At 59.3% G+C, this 13,666-nt stretch carries 13 protein-coding genes; 5 read left to right on the forward strand and 8 right to left on the reverse strand.

The annotated features are described in order from the left end of the window. The 4 genes from F3089_RS13745 to F3089_RS16205 form a co-directional block, all read right to left on the reverse strand. The coding region (locus F3089_RS13745; RefSeq protein ID WP_502707346.1) for a transposase domain-containing protein at positions 1-327 on the reverse strand (327 nt) is incomplete at its 3' end. 42 nt (positions 328-369) lie between these two features. Beyond that, positions 370-726 (reverse strand): IS66 family insertion sequence element accessory protein TnpB, encoded by a 357-nt coding sequence (gene tnpB, locus F3089_RS13750; protein WP_151441357.1) that lies wholly within the window; start codon positions 724-726, stop codon positions 370-372. After that, positions 723-935: an IS66 family insertion sequence element accessory protein TnpA gene (tnpA, locus tag F3089_RS13755; protein WP_151441358.1), complete on the reverse strand. Its 213-nt coding sequence runs from the start codon at positions 933-935 to the stop codon at positions 723-725. Before tnpA ends, tnpB begins: the two co-directional genes overlap by 4 nt. Before the next feature lie 44 nt (positions 936-979). Beyond that, positions 980-1,267, reverse strand: a complete 288-nt coding sequence (locus tag F3089_RS16205; protein ID WP_151441359.1) for a TolC family protein — start codon at positions 1,265-1,267, stop codon at positions 980-982. Between the two features lie 278 nt (positions 1,268-1,545). Here F3089_RS16205 and F3089_RS15920 point away from each other — a divergent pair, with 278 nt between their 5' ends. Next, on the forward strand, positions 1,546-1,707 hold the full coding sequence (locus F3089_RS15920; RefSeq protein ID WP_192497390.1) for a hypothetical protein: 162 nt from the start codon (positions 1,546-1,548) through the stop codon (positions 1,705-1,707). Positions 1,708-2,868: 1,161 nt separating this feature from the next. On the opposite strand, the gene F3089_RS13765 is transcribed toward F3089_RS15920, so the two are convergent. Beyond that, positions 2,869-3,372, reverse strand: a complete 504-nt coding sequence (locus tag F3089_RS13765; protein WP_151441360.1) for a hypothetical protein — start codon at positions 3,370-3,372, stop codon at positions 2,869-2,871. 287 nt (positions 3,373-3,659) lie between these two features. On the opposite strand from F3089_RS13765, the gene F3089_RS13770 reads away from it, so the two are divergent. Further along, positions 3,660-4,400 carry a substrate-binding periplasmic protein gene (locus F3089_RS13770; protein WP_192497391.1) on the forward strand — a complete coding sequence of 247 codons (741 nt, stop codon included), beginning with the start codon at positions 3,660-3,662 and terminating at the stop codon, positions 4,398-4,400. A gap of 7 nt (positions 4,401-4,407) precedes the next feature. Here F3089_RS13770 and F3089_RS13775 read toward each other — a convergent pair whose 3' ends face one another. From F3089_RS13775 to F3089_RS13785, 3 genes are all read right to left on the reverse strand, one after another. Then, on the reverse strand, positions 4,408-5,925 hold the full coding sequence (locus F3089_RS13775) for a methyl-accepting chemotaxis protein (protein ID WP_151441362.1): 1,518 nt from the start codon (positions 5,923-5,925) through the stop codon (positions 4,408-4,410). A 207-nt stretch (positions 5,926-6,132) separates the two neighbouring features. Continuing rightward, a complete protein-coding gene (locus F3089_RS13780) occupies positions 6,133-7,428 on the reverse strand; it encodes a YihY/virulence factor BrkB family protein (RefSeq protein WP_225741766.1) in 1,296 nt (431 codons plus the stop codon). A gap of 12 nt (positions 7,429-7,440) precedes the next feature. Beyond that, complete coding sequence (locus F3089_RS13785; RefSeq protein WP_151441363.1) at positions 7,441-7,860, reverse strand: secondary thiamine-phosphate synthase enzyme YjbQ; 420 nt, start codon at positions 7,858-7,860, stop codon at positions 7,441-7,443. A gap of 259 nt (positions 7,861-8,119) precedes the next feature. Between F3089_RS13785 and ilvD the strand changes: the two genes are divergently transcribed. The 3 genes from ilvD to F3089_RS13800 all read left to right on the forward strand — a co-directional run bounded on the left by ilvD (position 8,120) and on the right by F3089_RS13800 (position 13,601). After that, a complete protein-coding gene (ilvD, locus tag F3089_RS13790) occupies positions 8,120-9,799 on the forward strand; it encodes a dihydroxy-acid dehydratase (protein ID WP_151441364.1) in 1,680 nt (559 codons plus the stop codon). 566 nt (positions 9,800-10,365) lie between these two features. Further along, positions 10,366-12,288: a PrkA family serine protein kinase gene (locus tag F3089_RS13795; protein ID WP_151441365.1), complete on the forward strand. Its 1,923-nt coding sequence runs from the start codon at positions 10,366-10,368 to the stop codon at positions 12,286-12,288. A gap of 23 nt (positions 12,289-12,311) precedes the next feature. Beyond that, positions 12,312-13,601 (forward strand): YeaH/YhbH family protein, encoded by a 1,290-nt coding sequence (locus F3089_RS13800; protein WP_225741767.1) that lies wholly within the window; start codon positions 12,312-12,314, stop codon positions 13,599-13,601. Positions 13,602-13,666: the final 65 nt, after the last annotated feature.

Here is a 13,666-nt window from a genome sequence, read left to right on the forward strand (position 1 = left end):
ACTGGAGCTCTGGCGCCGGCAGCGACCCGCCTCGGTCTGAGCGTCATCCTCGTCTTTGGGGGCTGCCGCCGGCGGGGGCTCCTCCGTCTCAGCGGCCAGCGTTTCCGCTTCGTTGAAGAACATGTCCGCCTGCTCAACGCGGTACTTCTCGGAGGAGGGCCCGAAGCGGTTCTCGATCAGCAGCCGCAGCTGCTCAAACAGATCGCGCTTGGCCTTTTCCAGCGACTGATTACGCTTGGCAAGACGAGCATTTTCCGCCTTCTGCTGCTGCAGCTGGCGCTGCAGTTCGGCAACGGTGGAAGCGGGGCTGGAGGCGGCGTCTGACATGACGCTATTGTACTAAATCGCCCATCAATCAGCCACTTGAAATCATCCGACGGTGTCAAAAATCAGCTCCTGATGCGGCCTCATCCGGGCGATGTCATACCCATCCAGAAGCCAGTTCAGCTGCTGGCCTGTCAGCGCCATCGGCGAGCCGTCGGCCTGCTCCGGCCACTTGAACCGCTCCTGCTCCAGACGCTTGTACCACAGCACAAAACCGTTGCGCTCCCAGGCCAGGATCTTGACCTTGTCGCGCTGGCGGTTGCAGAACACGAAAACCGCTGGCTCAAAAGGGTTCAGTTCCATCGCCTCTTGCACCAGCAGCGCCAGCCCGTCGATGGACTTGCGCATGTCCACCACGTCCCGGCACAGGTAGACGGCCACATCGGTTGCGGGGCGGATCACGAGGCCACCTCAACACGGACAAACCGATCCGGGCGGTGCTGGGGCGGCAGCTCAATGTTTTGAACTGCCAGGCGCTGGCGCCACTGCATGAGATCGGAGAAATCGAGTTGCTGGTGTGCGGCATAGGCACTCAGGCTCTGCCCCAACGAGTAAGCCCGGAACAGGTGCCCCAGCCAGAACGCCTGGGTGTCGGTCAGTCGGTGCGTCATGAGTACCTCCGTTGAAACCACGCAGGCAGTCTGGCGAATCCGGCTCAGGCCGTTAAGATGGGGTTCGTGGACCGCTTACGTTGATCGGACCATTCACGGTTCCGCGAATACTCCGCGGAAACAGACAACTTCGGCAATAAGCTGGCACGCCCTTGCTCCAAAGCCTCCTTTCCGGCATCACGGCGATGCCGCGCTGCTTCCAGCTCTGCATCATGTTCAAGAGCAAGCGCATGCAGTTCTGTCAGGTCAGATCTGACCTCGGAAGGTGCCCCCGTTTCGGGCAGTATCAGGCAAGCCGCAAATAGCGACATGGCAAGTGCTCTCCTTCGCATCACACCGGCAGTCCCTGTGGTGTTCCTTTTAGCGGAGCGCTATCGCCTCAGCATTCCGCCGCTTCGTCCTTGAACAGAACCATGCACCAGACGAAAATCCGGCGGCAACTCCGCAATAATCACTACACCAATTCTGTGAATTATTTCACGCACAGAAAAAGGCAAGTATTGAAGGCAAGTAATGGCCCACCATAGGTTGAGGCTGTTGCTCCATGACCGGTCAGGGACAACACGGAAATAGTTGGTAGTATCATTCTATGACTGAAAGGAGAAGACAAATGCGTGAACTGAATATGCAGGAAGTTGAAAAAGTTGGCGGCGGAGAGTTAACTTGGAATGAGGGTGCCACCATGATTACGGCTCTTGCCACAGCTGGTGGACCTACAACCATGGCATTTGGCTACCCCATTGCGGGTGCAATGTACTATGTAAGTGAGTAAATCTTAGTTTTCACGGTACCCTTTATCGGGTGCCGTGAAAACAACCCACTCAAAAACTCCGAAGGCAGGGCATTATTATGAAAAAAAATACTCCTTCTATAACGGGAAGATTAGCTGCCCTCAATTATATTTATATACCTTTTCTAGCCGCATTATTTTATATTGTCTACAATCACAACAACACAACATCCACCCACTTAGTTATGGCTTTTTTATTAATACATTCCGCTTTCATGTTTTTGACGACGAGATACACAATACTTGCTCTAAAAAGCATAGAAAGTCTCATAAAAAAATAACCTGCCTCAAACAATCTACCCTAATTCGTCGAAATCATGCATACCCTCCTATATATATCAAACTCGATGAGCGATCACAAAACCAACGAATGATGCCCAATATTTAATGTGCATTAACAACCTACCCACTTGAACAAAAGAAATTTAGGAATGACCACGACACGGTTAAAATATTCCTTTTGTGTCCTATTTTTTACAATACTAACAAGGACATAAAGAAAACTTTTGAGATCATCTATAATCTCCAATGAGGCAATAATTTTTGGCGTTATATCGGCATTTACACACCAAGAAGTATGCGCTGCACCCAAATATCAAAAAATCATCAAACCGGATAGATGAAATCCACGCCCCTTTCACTAACATTATTAAAATGCACTCAAAAATACCCCCAAAAAAACTATGCAACATTAGTTGGGTATACAAGCTATCTCGAGATATTTAAAGATGAATTAAGAAGTTGCGACAGTTCATACACTCGACGCAACCATACGCACCGCCTCCATTCATTCATCACTCCTTTACCCCTGATACGCCATATTATAAAAAATTTCCCCCTTCCCTGAAAAAGAATGCATTCCTAATACCGGCGAAGAACTCACTCCTGGCCATATTTTCCCTAGCGATAGCAAGGTCGATACCCGAAAACATCTTCGATATTTCTCAGGGCACGACTCTCCATATACTGTCAGGCATCACAGAAGTCTTTATATTTCTGACATCAGACAAGGTTTATAGAAAGGCATCCGCAGATACTGCTACCAGCACCAGCCAGTTCAAAGACGATGTTTAAGCGACCTGAAGGTGGGACGATCGATCCCCAATAATCGCGAGGGGGACCGATCACAAGGCTCTCTACAGGTCAGCCCACAGGATTCCTGAAAGCATCACCCGCCGCAGCCATCCAACGCGCCAGATAGATGAAATAGAGGGCATGGATCAGGTAGCCGACGCCAAGGTTGATGAACACCATGGCTCCGGGTTCGGCTTCCGAGTGCTGAAAAGACTCCGGCTCGAGCACAATGCCGGCAACGGCTCCCACGATGAAGCCAACCACCAGCCCAAGGATCGTGATGCGTACCGTCACCGGCAGCCCCAGGCATATGAAGCGGACGATGAAGTCGCGGTTATCCGAGCCCTGATTGCGCTTGTAGCAATACACGATGCCGGCACCGGTGATGATCAGCATAATGGCGAGATCCGCCGCCATCAGCCAGTGCGGCACAGCACCGGACCCGAAGGCCGCCAGTCCCAGCAGCAGGATGCCGAGGAGCGTGAAGGCGAGGGTATACTTGAACTCTTCTTTCTGGGAAACCTGATTGTTGCCCAGTTCATCGGCAAGACGATCAACTTTCCATAGATACATGAGGAACTCCTTTTCCTTGTTTCCAGACAAAGACTTCGCACAAAGTCCAAATCAGGCTAGCGCTCGCGCTTGATAGGGATCAACTCCCGACTGACACAGGAGATCATTCTGAGAAGATGTTAACACAGCATCCAGGTCAACCTGACTGAGTGCCGGACAATGTTTTGAAATTGTTTACATCCTGACCAACGCATAAAGTGAGTGCAGCCGATAGAATCACCTTCCCCTATCCCCCCTCTGACAGGTGAACGATGTCCCTGCGCCGCAGTTCCCGAACCTCACTGTTCATGTCTCTGCTGTTCAGCACCCTGCTCCTGTCCACGGAGGCATCCGCGCAGACGGAACCCGAGCCACTGGAATTCGGCTATATTCACCTGCCGCCTTTCGGGTACACGGACAGTGAGGGCCAGTCGAAGGGATACCTTGTAGAGCTGGCTCGCCAGGTATTCAGTGCCATGGATCAGCCCGTGCGCTTCGTACAGCACCCGGCCACCCGCCTCTATCGCCAGATTGACTCCGGCGAGACCGCTTTCACACTGGCAGCAGCCGACCTGCACCGACTGAAAAACACTGCGGTCGAGGCCGAAGAACCCGCCATCACCCTCAACCTGACCGTGTACCACCGCAAGGACACCCAACCCGTCAGCGATGTGGAGCAACTGAAGGGCCATCACGTGGTGCTGATGAAAGGCTACTCCTACGGCCAGCTCGGGCGCTTCTTTGAGGCTGAAAGCGATGCCATGCGCATCACTGAGGCCCGAACGCACCAGTCAGCGCTCCAGATGATCCAGTTTGGGCGTGCCGACTACCTGCTGAACTACCAGACGTCGGCGGACACCACCATTGCCCAGTATGGGCTCACCGGCCTTGAGAGCGATGTCATCGCTCGACTGGATGTCCATTTCTTCGTCTCAAAGATGCTGGCAAACGCTCAGGCCCTGGCTGATGATTGGGATCAGAACCTGAGAGACCTCAAGCAGCGCGATCGACTGCCGTCTAAAGGGTCCTACAACATCAAGAGCCCGTAGACCGGGCTCAATCGCGCCTGATACTGAACCCGCTCAGAAGCTGATCCATTTCCGTCGCCAGGGCGCGCAGCTCGGACGCGGATTCGCGGGTCTCACCCGATTTCTCCGCCACGGTTCGATTCTCATCCGCCGCGGACTGGACACTGCCACTGATCTCATCCGCAGCGGAGGACTGCTGTTCCGCGGCAGCAGCAATCTGCTGGCTCAAACCACTGAGGTCGTTCACCAGCGTCTCCAGTTCCTGGGCGCCCTCACTGACCCGCTCCATCTGCTGCAGCGCCTCGCCCGAGCGGGTGGTCCCCATGTCGATCGCCGCCAGCGCCTGCTCACTGCCCTCGTTGAGCTGGGCCACAATGGATTGCACCTGCTGCGTGAAGGACTGGGTACGCTGGGACAGGCTGCGCACCTCATCGGCCACCACCGCGAAGCCACGCCCGTGCTCACCGGCGCGTGCGGCCTCAATGGCCGCATTCAGTGCCAGGAGGTTGGTCTGGTCGGAGATCTCATTGATGGCGCTCACGGCTCCGTGGATTTCCGCCACCTGATCACTCAGTCGGCGGATCACGCTACTCGCCTGCTCCATGGCCTCGTTACTGGCCCGGGTCACCTGGTGGGCCTGATCGGCATCCTGGCGGCTGGCGCCCACGTGGGCCGCTGCACGGGTGGCTGCCTCGGAGCCCTGGGCCGCATTGTCGGCAACGCCCCTGACCGAGGAGCTCATCTGCTCCATGGCCGAAGCCGCCTGCGTGGTCTGGCCCTGAAGGTTATCCGCCGCGGCAAGAGTGCCCTGGCTGAGCTCATCCACATTGCCGGAAACGGACTGAAGCCTCCGGGAGAGCCCGGTAGCGTCGCGGACCAGCCCTTCAAACTGTTCCATCAACCGGTCAAAGGCCGTGGCACTGGCATCCTGCCCGCCAGCATCCAGGCGCACACTCAGATCCCCATCCCCGGCAACGCGTTCCACCAGTTCACGCATACGGTGGGTTCGCTCTTTCTCCGCGCCCAGACGCCGCGCCAGGAATACGAGCACGGAAGCCTCAAACACCACGAAGGCCGCGTGCAGGAAAGCCACCCCCCAGCTGCAGTCATGGCTGAAAATCATCAGTGGCATACCACCGACGGACACGCCCTCAAGCTGCAGTGCCGTCATCACCATATGGTGGACAGCAATCACGAGGGCACCAGCGACAACCGGCAGCCAGTCCCGGTAGAGAATCACAAAGGCGAGGGCACCAAAGATGTGGAAGTGCATCTCAATGCGCCCCATCTGGGCCTGGATCATGATCGCCGAAAACGCCATGAGCGCCATTGCCACAACGACGGAGAACGCACGCTGACCCTTCAGAGCCGCGTGGGCGAGGGCCACGAGCAATCCAAGGACCACGGAAGCCGTCAGAGCAAACGCCGTGGTTTCATACCCCCAGGGAATGATCAGCCCGACAACGGGCACGTGGGCCAGAAGCAGGCCAAGCATCAGTCTGTCATTGGGCAGGCGTTCATGCGCCTGTTGATTCAGGGTCGTCATGGGTTACTACTCCCGGAGCCGGTTGTCCTGCCGTCAAGGAAAGCAGATCCAGCAGGATCCGGTCCAAACACAGGGCGAAAGAGGCGTCATTGCTGCCCCGGAGGAAAAGCACCTCAACAAGGGGCAGCTTCTGATAGAGCCATATGGGGGAGGAGTACGCGCAGGCTTCCGGGAGGGATCAGCCATTAGACGCTGCACGACCCAGGATCATCGCACCCAGTCCGCCAGTGTCTGCGTAAGCCGGGCATCCGCAATCTCTTCCATCTGCGGCGCATCCACAGCCGGCAGACGCGCGAGCAACCCGTCCTCATCCGCCCGGGCGGCGCTGAGGATATCCACCAGGCGGATCCGGTCAAGGGACCGGGCGGGGATCAGTTCCTCACCATCATCCCCGCCAGGGTGGAGGATGCCGGCACGGATCAGTTTGTCGCTCACGTGCTGGGTGATGTCCCCGGGAATGCCGAAATCCAGCGCCAGAAGCTCCTGGCGGGGTGGCTTATCGCCCTGGTCAAAGGCTTTCGCGACGCGCTCCATCAGCGCCAGCGCCAGGCGCTCCTCCACCTGCGGTGACGACCGCACTTCCCGACGCGAGGAGATCGCCTGTTCGTGCTGGTGGTAATAGCTGATGCTGGCGCCTGAAAGCAGGATGATCCAGTTGATGTAGAGCCAGATCAGCAGGAGGATGCCAATGGCAAAGCTGGAGTAGATCGCCTCGTAGCGGCTGGCATTCACCGCAAAGGAGGCGAAGGCGAGGCTCGCGGCCTGCCAGGCCACACCCGCGACAAGCCCGCCCACGAGGGCACTCTGGAAGCGGACCCGGGTATTCGGCACAAAGGCATAGACAAAGGTGAAAGCGATCACCGTGATCAGGAAGGGAGTGGAGCGGCTGACCACGGCGATAAGGGTGCCGAAGGGCTCGATGGCGCTGAGCTGCTGGACAATGTCGGAGCCGAAGACCGTGGCCGAGAGGCCAATGCCGGCCACCATCAGGAGCGGGCCGATGGTGATCACGCTCAGGTAGTTGGAGAACCGCTGCCCGAGTGAGCGGCCCATGGGGGCACGCCAGACCATGTTGAAGGAGCGCTCGATCTTCTGAACCAGAGCGATCACGGTATAGACCAGAAGGAGCAGCCCCACCGACCCGAGCACGCCGACCTTGATATTGTCCACGAAGGTGATGACCTGCTCGGCAATCTCGGTTCCCTGTCGACCCAGGGGTTCAAAGAACTGGTACAGCACTGGCGTGAGCTGGTTGTGCACGCCCATGGCCTTGAGCACGGAGAAACTCAGTGCCAGCAGCGGCACCATTGAGAGGAGTGTGGTGTAGACCAGGCTCATGGCGTGGAGGTTGAGCTGGCCGGCCATCAGGTCCCGGACCACGGCATAGGCGACGCGCAGCTGGCGGCGGGCAAAGGCCACCGAACGGGGGTGCTCGGCGTCCGGCTTTTCCAGCAGCCAGTTTTCCCATTCCTTAAGACGTGCGGTCAGGTACTCGGGTATCACGTGCTGCTCCCGTTAATCGCCGTTGAGGGTGGCCACGACCCTGCGGGCGCCGCCGTTGTTGCGGTGTTCGCCCAGGTAAATGCCCTGCCATGTGCCCAGCAGCAGCCGTCCCTGCCCGATTGGCAGGCTGAGGGATTCGCCCAGCATCACGGATCGGATATGGGCTGGCATGTCGTCGGGGCCTTCCATTGTGTGTTCGTAGTATGGCGCATTTTCGGGCACGGCGTGCTGGAAGTGGCGTTCCATGTCACCGCGTACGCTGGGGTCGGCGTTTTCGTTCAGGCTCAGGGAGGCGGAGGTGTGCTGGATGAACAGGTGCAGCAGGCCGGTCTGGATGTCGGCGATCTCGGGGAGCTGGTCGAGGACTTCACGGCTGATGAGGTGGAAGCCCTTGGATTTCGGGGATAACTGGAGAATGCGTTGCTGCCACATTGATGGAGTCCCTTACCCTGAGTTCTCAGTCGCGGTACTATTACGCCTTTAAGCTTTACCATACCAGCGTTCCGGTTTGTTGCGGTAAGGGAGCGGGGAGTCCTGCTCGGGAAACGCTGTGAATACATCCCTGTACGCTGCTCTTCCGCCATCCATGGCTCCAGAGCTTCCCGATCAGGACTCCCCGCTCCCTTACTTCAAACGCCCCGGTTAACGCCAAAGCCTGAAAACAATCAGCAGGATAAAAGAGAGTCACGCCATGGCCGAAGACAACAACCGCCGCTATTCCAGCCAAGTCGTCGATGGAGTCGGCAAATCCGCCAGCCGGGCGATGCTCCGGGCGGTGGGGTTCGAGGACGAGGATTTCCAGAAGAACCAGATCGGGATCGCCTCCACCTGGAGCATGGTCACGCCCTGCAACATGCACATCAATAAACTGGCGGAACATGCAGGCGCCGGGGCGGATGAGGCCGGTGGCAAGAGTGTGATTTTCAACACCATCACCATCTCGGACGGCATCGCCAACGGCACCGAGGGAATGAAGTATTCGCTGGTATCGCGCGAGATCATCGCGGACTCGGTGGAGGCGGTGACCGGTTGTGAGGGCTTTGACGGGCTGGTGACGCTTGGCGGTTGCGACAAGAACATGCCAGGGCTGGTCATGGGTATGGCGCGACTGGACCGGCCTTCGGTGTTTGTTTACGGCGGTACCATCCAGCCGGGTGAGAACCACACGGATCTGGTCTCGGTGTTTGAGGCTGTCGGGGCCTACACCAAGGGCGACAAGTCGCTGATCGATGTGAAACAGATTGAGGAAACAGCGATTCCCGGGCCGGGCTCCTGTGGTGGCATGTATACGGCGAATACCATGGCCTCGGCCATTGAGGCGCTGGGGCTGAGTCTGCCGGACAGTTCGGCGCAGAACGCGGTGTCGAAGACCAAGGAAGAGGACTGCCGGGCTGCCGGTGCGGCGGTGCTGGACCTGATCGCGAAGGACATCAAGCCTTCGGACATCATGACCCGCGCGGCGTTCGAGAACGCCATCACCGTGGTCATCGCTCTGGGCGGCTCCACCAACGCGGTGCTGCACCTGCTCGCCATGGCCAACACCATTGGCGTGGAGCTGTCGCTGGAAGACTTCACCGAGATCGGCAAGCGCGTCCCGGTGCTGGCGGACCTGCGTCCGAGCGGGCAGTACATGATGTCCGAGCTGGTCGCCATCGGCGGCATCCAGCCGCTGATGAAGATGCTGCTTGATCGCGGCCTGCTTCACGGCGGCTGCCTGACGGTGACCGGTAAGACACTCGCCGAGAACCTTGAAGGCGTGGAGCCCTACCCGGAGAGCCAGGACATCATTCACAGCTTCGACAACCCCATCAAGCCGGACAGCCACCTGCGGATCCTCTACGGCAACCTCTCGCCCACCGGCGCGGTGGCCAAGATCACCGGCAAGGAAGGCACGCACTTCACCGGCACCGCGCGCTGCTACCAGTCCGAGGAGGAAGCCCAGGCGCGGATCAACGACGGCACGGTACAGGCCGGCGACGTGGTGGTCATCCGCTACGAAGGACCCAAGGGTGGCCCCGGCATGCGCGAGATGCTCACGCCAACCTCCGCCATCATGGGCCGCGGCCTGGGCGATCAGGTAGCGCTGATCACCGACGGGCGCTTCTCCGGCGGCAGCCACGGCTTTGTGGTCGGCCACGTCACCCCCGAAGCGGTCGACGGCGGCCCCATCGCCCTTCTCCAGGACGGCGATACCATCACGATCGACGCCGAAGCCAACCGGATCGACGTCGATCTCAGCGAATCAGAACTGGAGCAGCGCCGTTCCCAATGGCAGAAACCGGCCCCCAAATACCGGCGCGGCGCCCTGGCCAAATACGCCAAGACCGTGAATTCCGCCTCTGAGGGCGCGGTAACGGATATGCCGGACTGACTGCCGCAGCGCATCCGCGAAACCATCGCGCGCGAGGCGCGCTCCTACAGTGGGCCCTTTCCCATTTCCGTCGGAGCGTGCCCCGCACGCGATACCCCCAGATTCGTCTGCAAGCAGACTCCTACAACATCGCGGATCCCATGCATAAACGTCAAAGCGCCGGAGTGGGGTGCTCCTTTCCGGGAGGCTCGATGGCAGGGATGCCATCGCGCCAGCGTACAGGGATGTATCGACAGCGGTCCCGGAAAGGAGCACCCCGCTTCGGCGTCTCAACCACCCAGAAGCCAGCAATCCTGCCGCGGCCAGCCCGTTACGCCCCCGAAAAGATCAAACCTTAATCCACACGCCCCTGTTCAACCCCACCACCGTCTACTAATCTCAATGGAAAGCACCCCGGCCGCGAACGGGTCACAGAAACGTCAATCAGACTCGCAACCCGCGCCGGCTTACCCATAATTGAAGACAGAACCCAACGGAACAGAGGCATGATGAACTGACACCATCAGGGGCGAGTGCGGCCAGCGCAGGCACCACCCCTTACCCAGGTCACAGCAAGGGGGCCAAGCATGAGCATACTGCAGCGCTATCAGGACCGTTACGAGGCAACCAAGGAAGAGGAAATGAGCCTCGAGGAATACCTCAGCATCTGCAAAGAGGATCCCTCCGCCTACGCCACCGCCGCCGAGCGCATGCTGCTCGCCATCGGCGAGCCGGAACTTGTCGATACCTCCCGCGACCCGCGCCTCTCCCGGATCTTCCAGAACAAGGTTATCAAGCGCTACCCGGAATTCTCCGAGTTCTACGGCATGGAAGAAGCCGTGGAGAACATCGTTTCGTACTTCCGCCACGCCGCCCAGGGCCTGGAGGAGAAGAAGCAGATCCTGTACCTGCTCGGCCCTGTCGGCGGCGGCAAGTCCTCGCTGGCCGAGAAGCTCAAGCACCTGATGCAGAAAGTGCCCTTCTACGCCATCAAGGGCTCGCCCGTGAACGAATCCCCCCTCGGGCTGTTCGACCCGGAAGAGGACGGCCCTATCCTCGAGGAGGAGTACGGGATTCCCCAGCGCTACCTCAAGCCCATCATGTCGCCCTGGGCGGTCAAGCGCCTGCACGAATACGGCGGCGACATCAGCCAGTTCCGGGTGGTCAAGAAATACCCCTCCATCCTGGACCAGGTGGCCGTGGCCAAGACCGAGCCCGGCGACGACAACAACCAGGACATCTCGGCGCTGGTCGGCAAGGTCAACATCCGCATGCTGGAGGACTTCAGCCAGGACGACCCGGACGCCTACAGCTTCAGCGGCGGCCTGAACCGCGCCAACCAGGGCATCATGGAATTCGTGGAGATGTTCAAGGCGCCCATCAAGGTGCTGCACCCACTGCTGACCGCCACCCAGGAAGGCAACTACAACACCACCGAAGGCATGTCCTCGATCCCGTTCGACGGCATCATCCTCGCCCACTCCAACGAGTCCGAGTGGCAGACCTTCCGCAACAACAAGAACAACGAAGCCTTTCTGGACCGGGTGAACATCGTCAAGGTGCCCTACTGCCTGCGCGTGACCGAGGAACAGCAGATCTACGAGAAGCTGCTGCGCGAAAGTTCCCTGGCCGGTGCCCCGTGTGCGCCGGACACCCTGAGCATGCTGGCCCAGTTCACAGTGCTGTCACGGCTGGTGGAGCCGGAGAACTCCAGCATCTACTCCAAGATGAAGGTCTACGACGGCCAGAACATCAAGGACACCGATCCCAAGGCCAAGTCCATCCAGGAGTACCGCGATGCGGCCGGCGTGAACGAGGGTATGGACGGCCTGTCCACTCGTTTCGCGTTCAAGATTCTTTCAAAGGTGTTCAACTTCGACACCACCGAGGTGGCCGCCAACCCGGTGCACCTGCTGTACGTGCTGGAGAAGCAGATCGAGCAGGAACAGTTCCCGCCGGAGACCCACGAGCGCTATCTCCGGTTCATCAAGGAATTCCTGGCACCGGAATACGTGGAGTTCATCGGCAAGGAGATCCAGACGGCCTACCTCGAGTCCTACTCCGAGTACGGCCAGAACCTGTTCGACCGCTACGTCACCTACGCCGACTTCTGGATCCAGGACCAGGACTACCGGGATCCGGAAACCGGCGAGATGTTCGACCGCGCGGCCATCAATGAGGAACTGGAAAAGATCGAGAAGCCGGCCGGCATCAGCAACCCCAAGGACTTCCGCAACGAGGTGGTCAACTTCGTGCTGCGGGCACGGGCCAGCAACAACGGCCAGAACCCGTCCTGGCTCAGTTACGAGAAGCTGCGCAGCGTGATCGAACAGAAGATGTTCTCGAACACCGAGGAGCTGCTGCCGGTGATCTCGTTCAATCCCAAGGCCTCCGAGGAGGATCAGCGCAAGCACCAGCAGTTCGTGGACCGGATGATCGAACGGGGCTACACCGAGAAGCAGGTCAAGCTGCTGGCGGAGTGGTACCTGCGCGTCCGGAAATCCCAGTAGGGTAAGCAGGTGTCTGCATGGGCATGAGTCACGTTGTTGACCGCCGCCTCAACGGCAAGAACAAGAGCGCGGTGAACCGGAACCGGTTCCTGCGCCGCTACCGCAAGCACATCAAGCAGGCGGTATCGGAAGCCGTTCACAACCGCTCCATCACGGACATGGAGCAGGGCGAGCAGGTCAGTATCCCGAGCGAGGACATCCACGAGCCGGTGTTCCACCACGGCGCCGGCGGCAACCGCGAGATGGTTCATCCGGGCAATAAGGAGTTCGTCACCGGCGACCGCCTGCCCAAGCCCGACGGCGGCTCCGGTGGCGGCAGCGGCGAGGGCCAGGCCAGCGACCAGGGCGAGGGCATGGATGAGTTCGTCTTCCAGATCACACAGGAGGAGTTCCTGGACTTCCTGTTCGACGACCTGGAACTGCCCTTCCTGGTGCGCAAGAAGCTCAAGAGCGCGGACTCGTACCAGTATGTGCACGCCGGCTTCACCACTGACGGTACCCCGGCCAAACTCAACGTCGTGCGCTCACTGCGCAAGGCCTACGCCCGGCGCATCAGCCTGGCCGGCAAGCGCAAGCGCCGGATCAGGGAGCTGGAGCAGCAGATCGCGGCTCTGGAAGCCCAGCCGGACTCGGATGACCCGGCCTTCTCCAGGGAACGCCAGATCGAAGGCCTGCAGGAGGAGCTGGACGAACTGCGCCGGCAGGTGAAGCGCATCCCCTGGATCGACGAGATCGACCTGCGCTACCGCCAGCACCGCAGGGAGCCCAAGCCCTCCACCAGCGCGGTCATGTTCTGCCTGATGGACGTCTCCGGCTCCATGACCCAGGTGCACAAGGACATCGCCAAGCGTTTCTTCATCCTGCTGTACCTGTTCCTGCAGAAAAACTATAAGCGCATCGAGGTGGTGTTCATACGCCACCACACCGCCGCCAAGGAAGTGGATGAGGAGGAGTTCTTCTACTCCCGCGAGACCGGCGGCACCATCGTGTCGAGCGCGCTCAAGCTGATGCACCGGATCATTGAGGAACGCTACCCCAGCGACGACTGGAACATCTACGCGGCCCAGGCCTCGGACGGCGACAACTGGAACGACGACTCGCCCATCTGCCGCAGACTGCTCGAGGAGAAGATCCTGCCGATGGTGCAGTACTACTCGTACGTGGAGATCACCCCCCACGAGCACCAGGCCCTTTGGGAGGAGTACGAAACGGTACAGGCGAACTTCCCGGACCGCTTCGCCATGCAGCAGCTGTCGGACGCCAGCGAGATCTACCCCGTTTTCCGCAAGCTGTTCGAGCCCAAAACCGCCTGATCACGAACCGTAGGAGCGGCCATGGCCGCGATCACGGGAATAAAGACACGGGAATCGCGGCTATA

It is taken from the genome of Halospina sp. K52047b, assembly GCF_008709855.1.
GTDB classification, from domain to species: domain Bacteria; phylum Pseudomonadota; class Gammaproteobacteria; order Pseudomonadales; family Oleiphilaceae; genus Halospina; species Halospina utahensis_B.

Coding starts and splice junctions, on each gene's coding strand:
- tnpA (WP_151441358.1), bottom strand. CDS start 935: ATGACGCACCGACTGACCGACACCCAGGCGTTCTGGCTGGGGCACCTG.
- F3089_RS16205 (WP_151441359.1), bottom strand. CDS start 1,267: ATGCGAAGGAGAGCACTTGCCATGTCGCTATTTGCGGCTTGCCTGATA.
- F3089_RS15920 (WP_192497390.1), top strand. CDS start 1,546: ATGCGTGAACTGAATATGCAGGAAGTTGAAAAAGTTGGCGGCGGAGAG.
- F3089_RS13765 (WP_151441360.1), bottom strand. CDS start 3,372: ATGTATCTATGGAAAGTTGATCGTCTTGCCGATGAACTGGGCAACAAT.
- F3089_RS13770 (WP_192497391.1), top strand. CDS start 3,660: ATGTCTCTGCTGTTCAGCACCCTGCTCCTGTCCACGGAGGCATCCGCG.
- F3089_RS13775 (WP_151441362.1), bottom strand. CDS start 5,925: ATGACGACCCTGAATCAACAGGCGCATGAACGCCTGCCCAATGACAGA.
- F3089_RS13785 (WP_151441363.1), bottom strand. CDS start 7,860: ATGTGGCAGCAACGCATTCTCCAGTTATCCCCGAAATCCAAGGGCTTC.
- ilvD (WP_151441364.1), top strand. CDS start 8,120: ATGGCCGAAGACAACAACCGCCGCTATTCCAGCCAAGTCGTCGATGGA.
- F3089_RS13795 (WP_151441365.1), top strand. CDS start 10,366: ATGAGCATACTGCAGCGCTATCAGGACCGTTACGAGGCAACCAAGGAA.
- F3089_RS13800 (WP_225741767.1), top strand. CDS start 12,312: ATGAGTCACGTTGTTGACCGCCGCCTCAACGGCAAGAACAAGAGCGCG.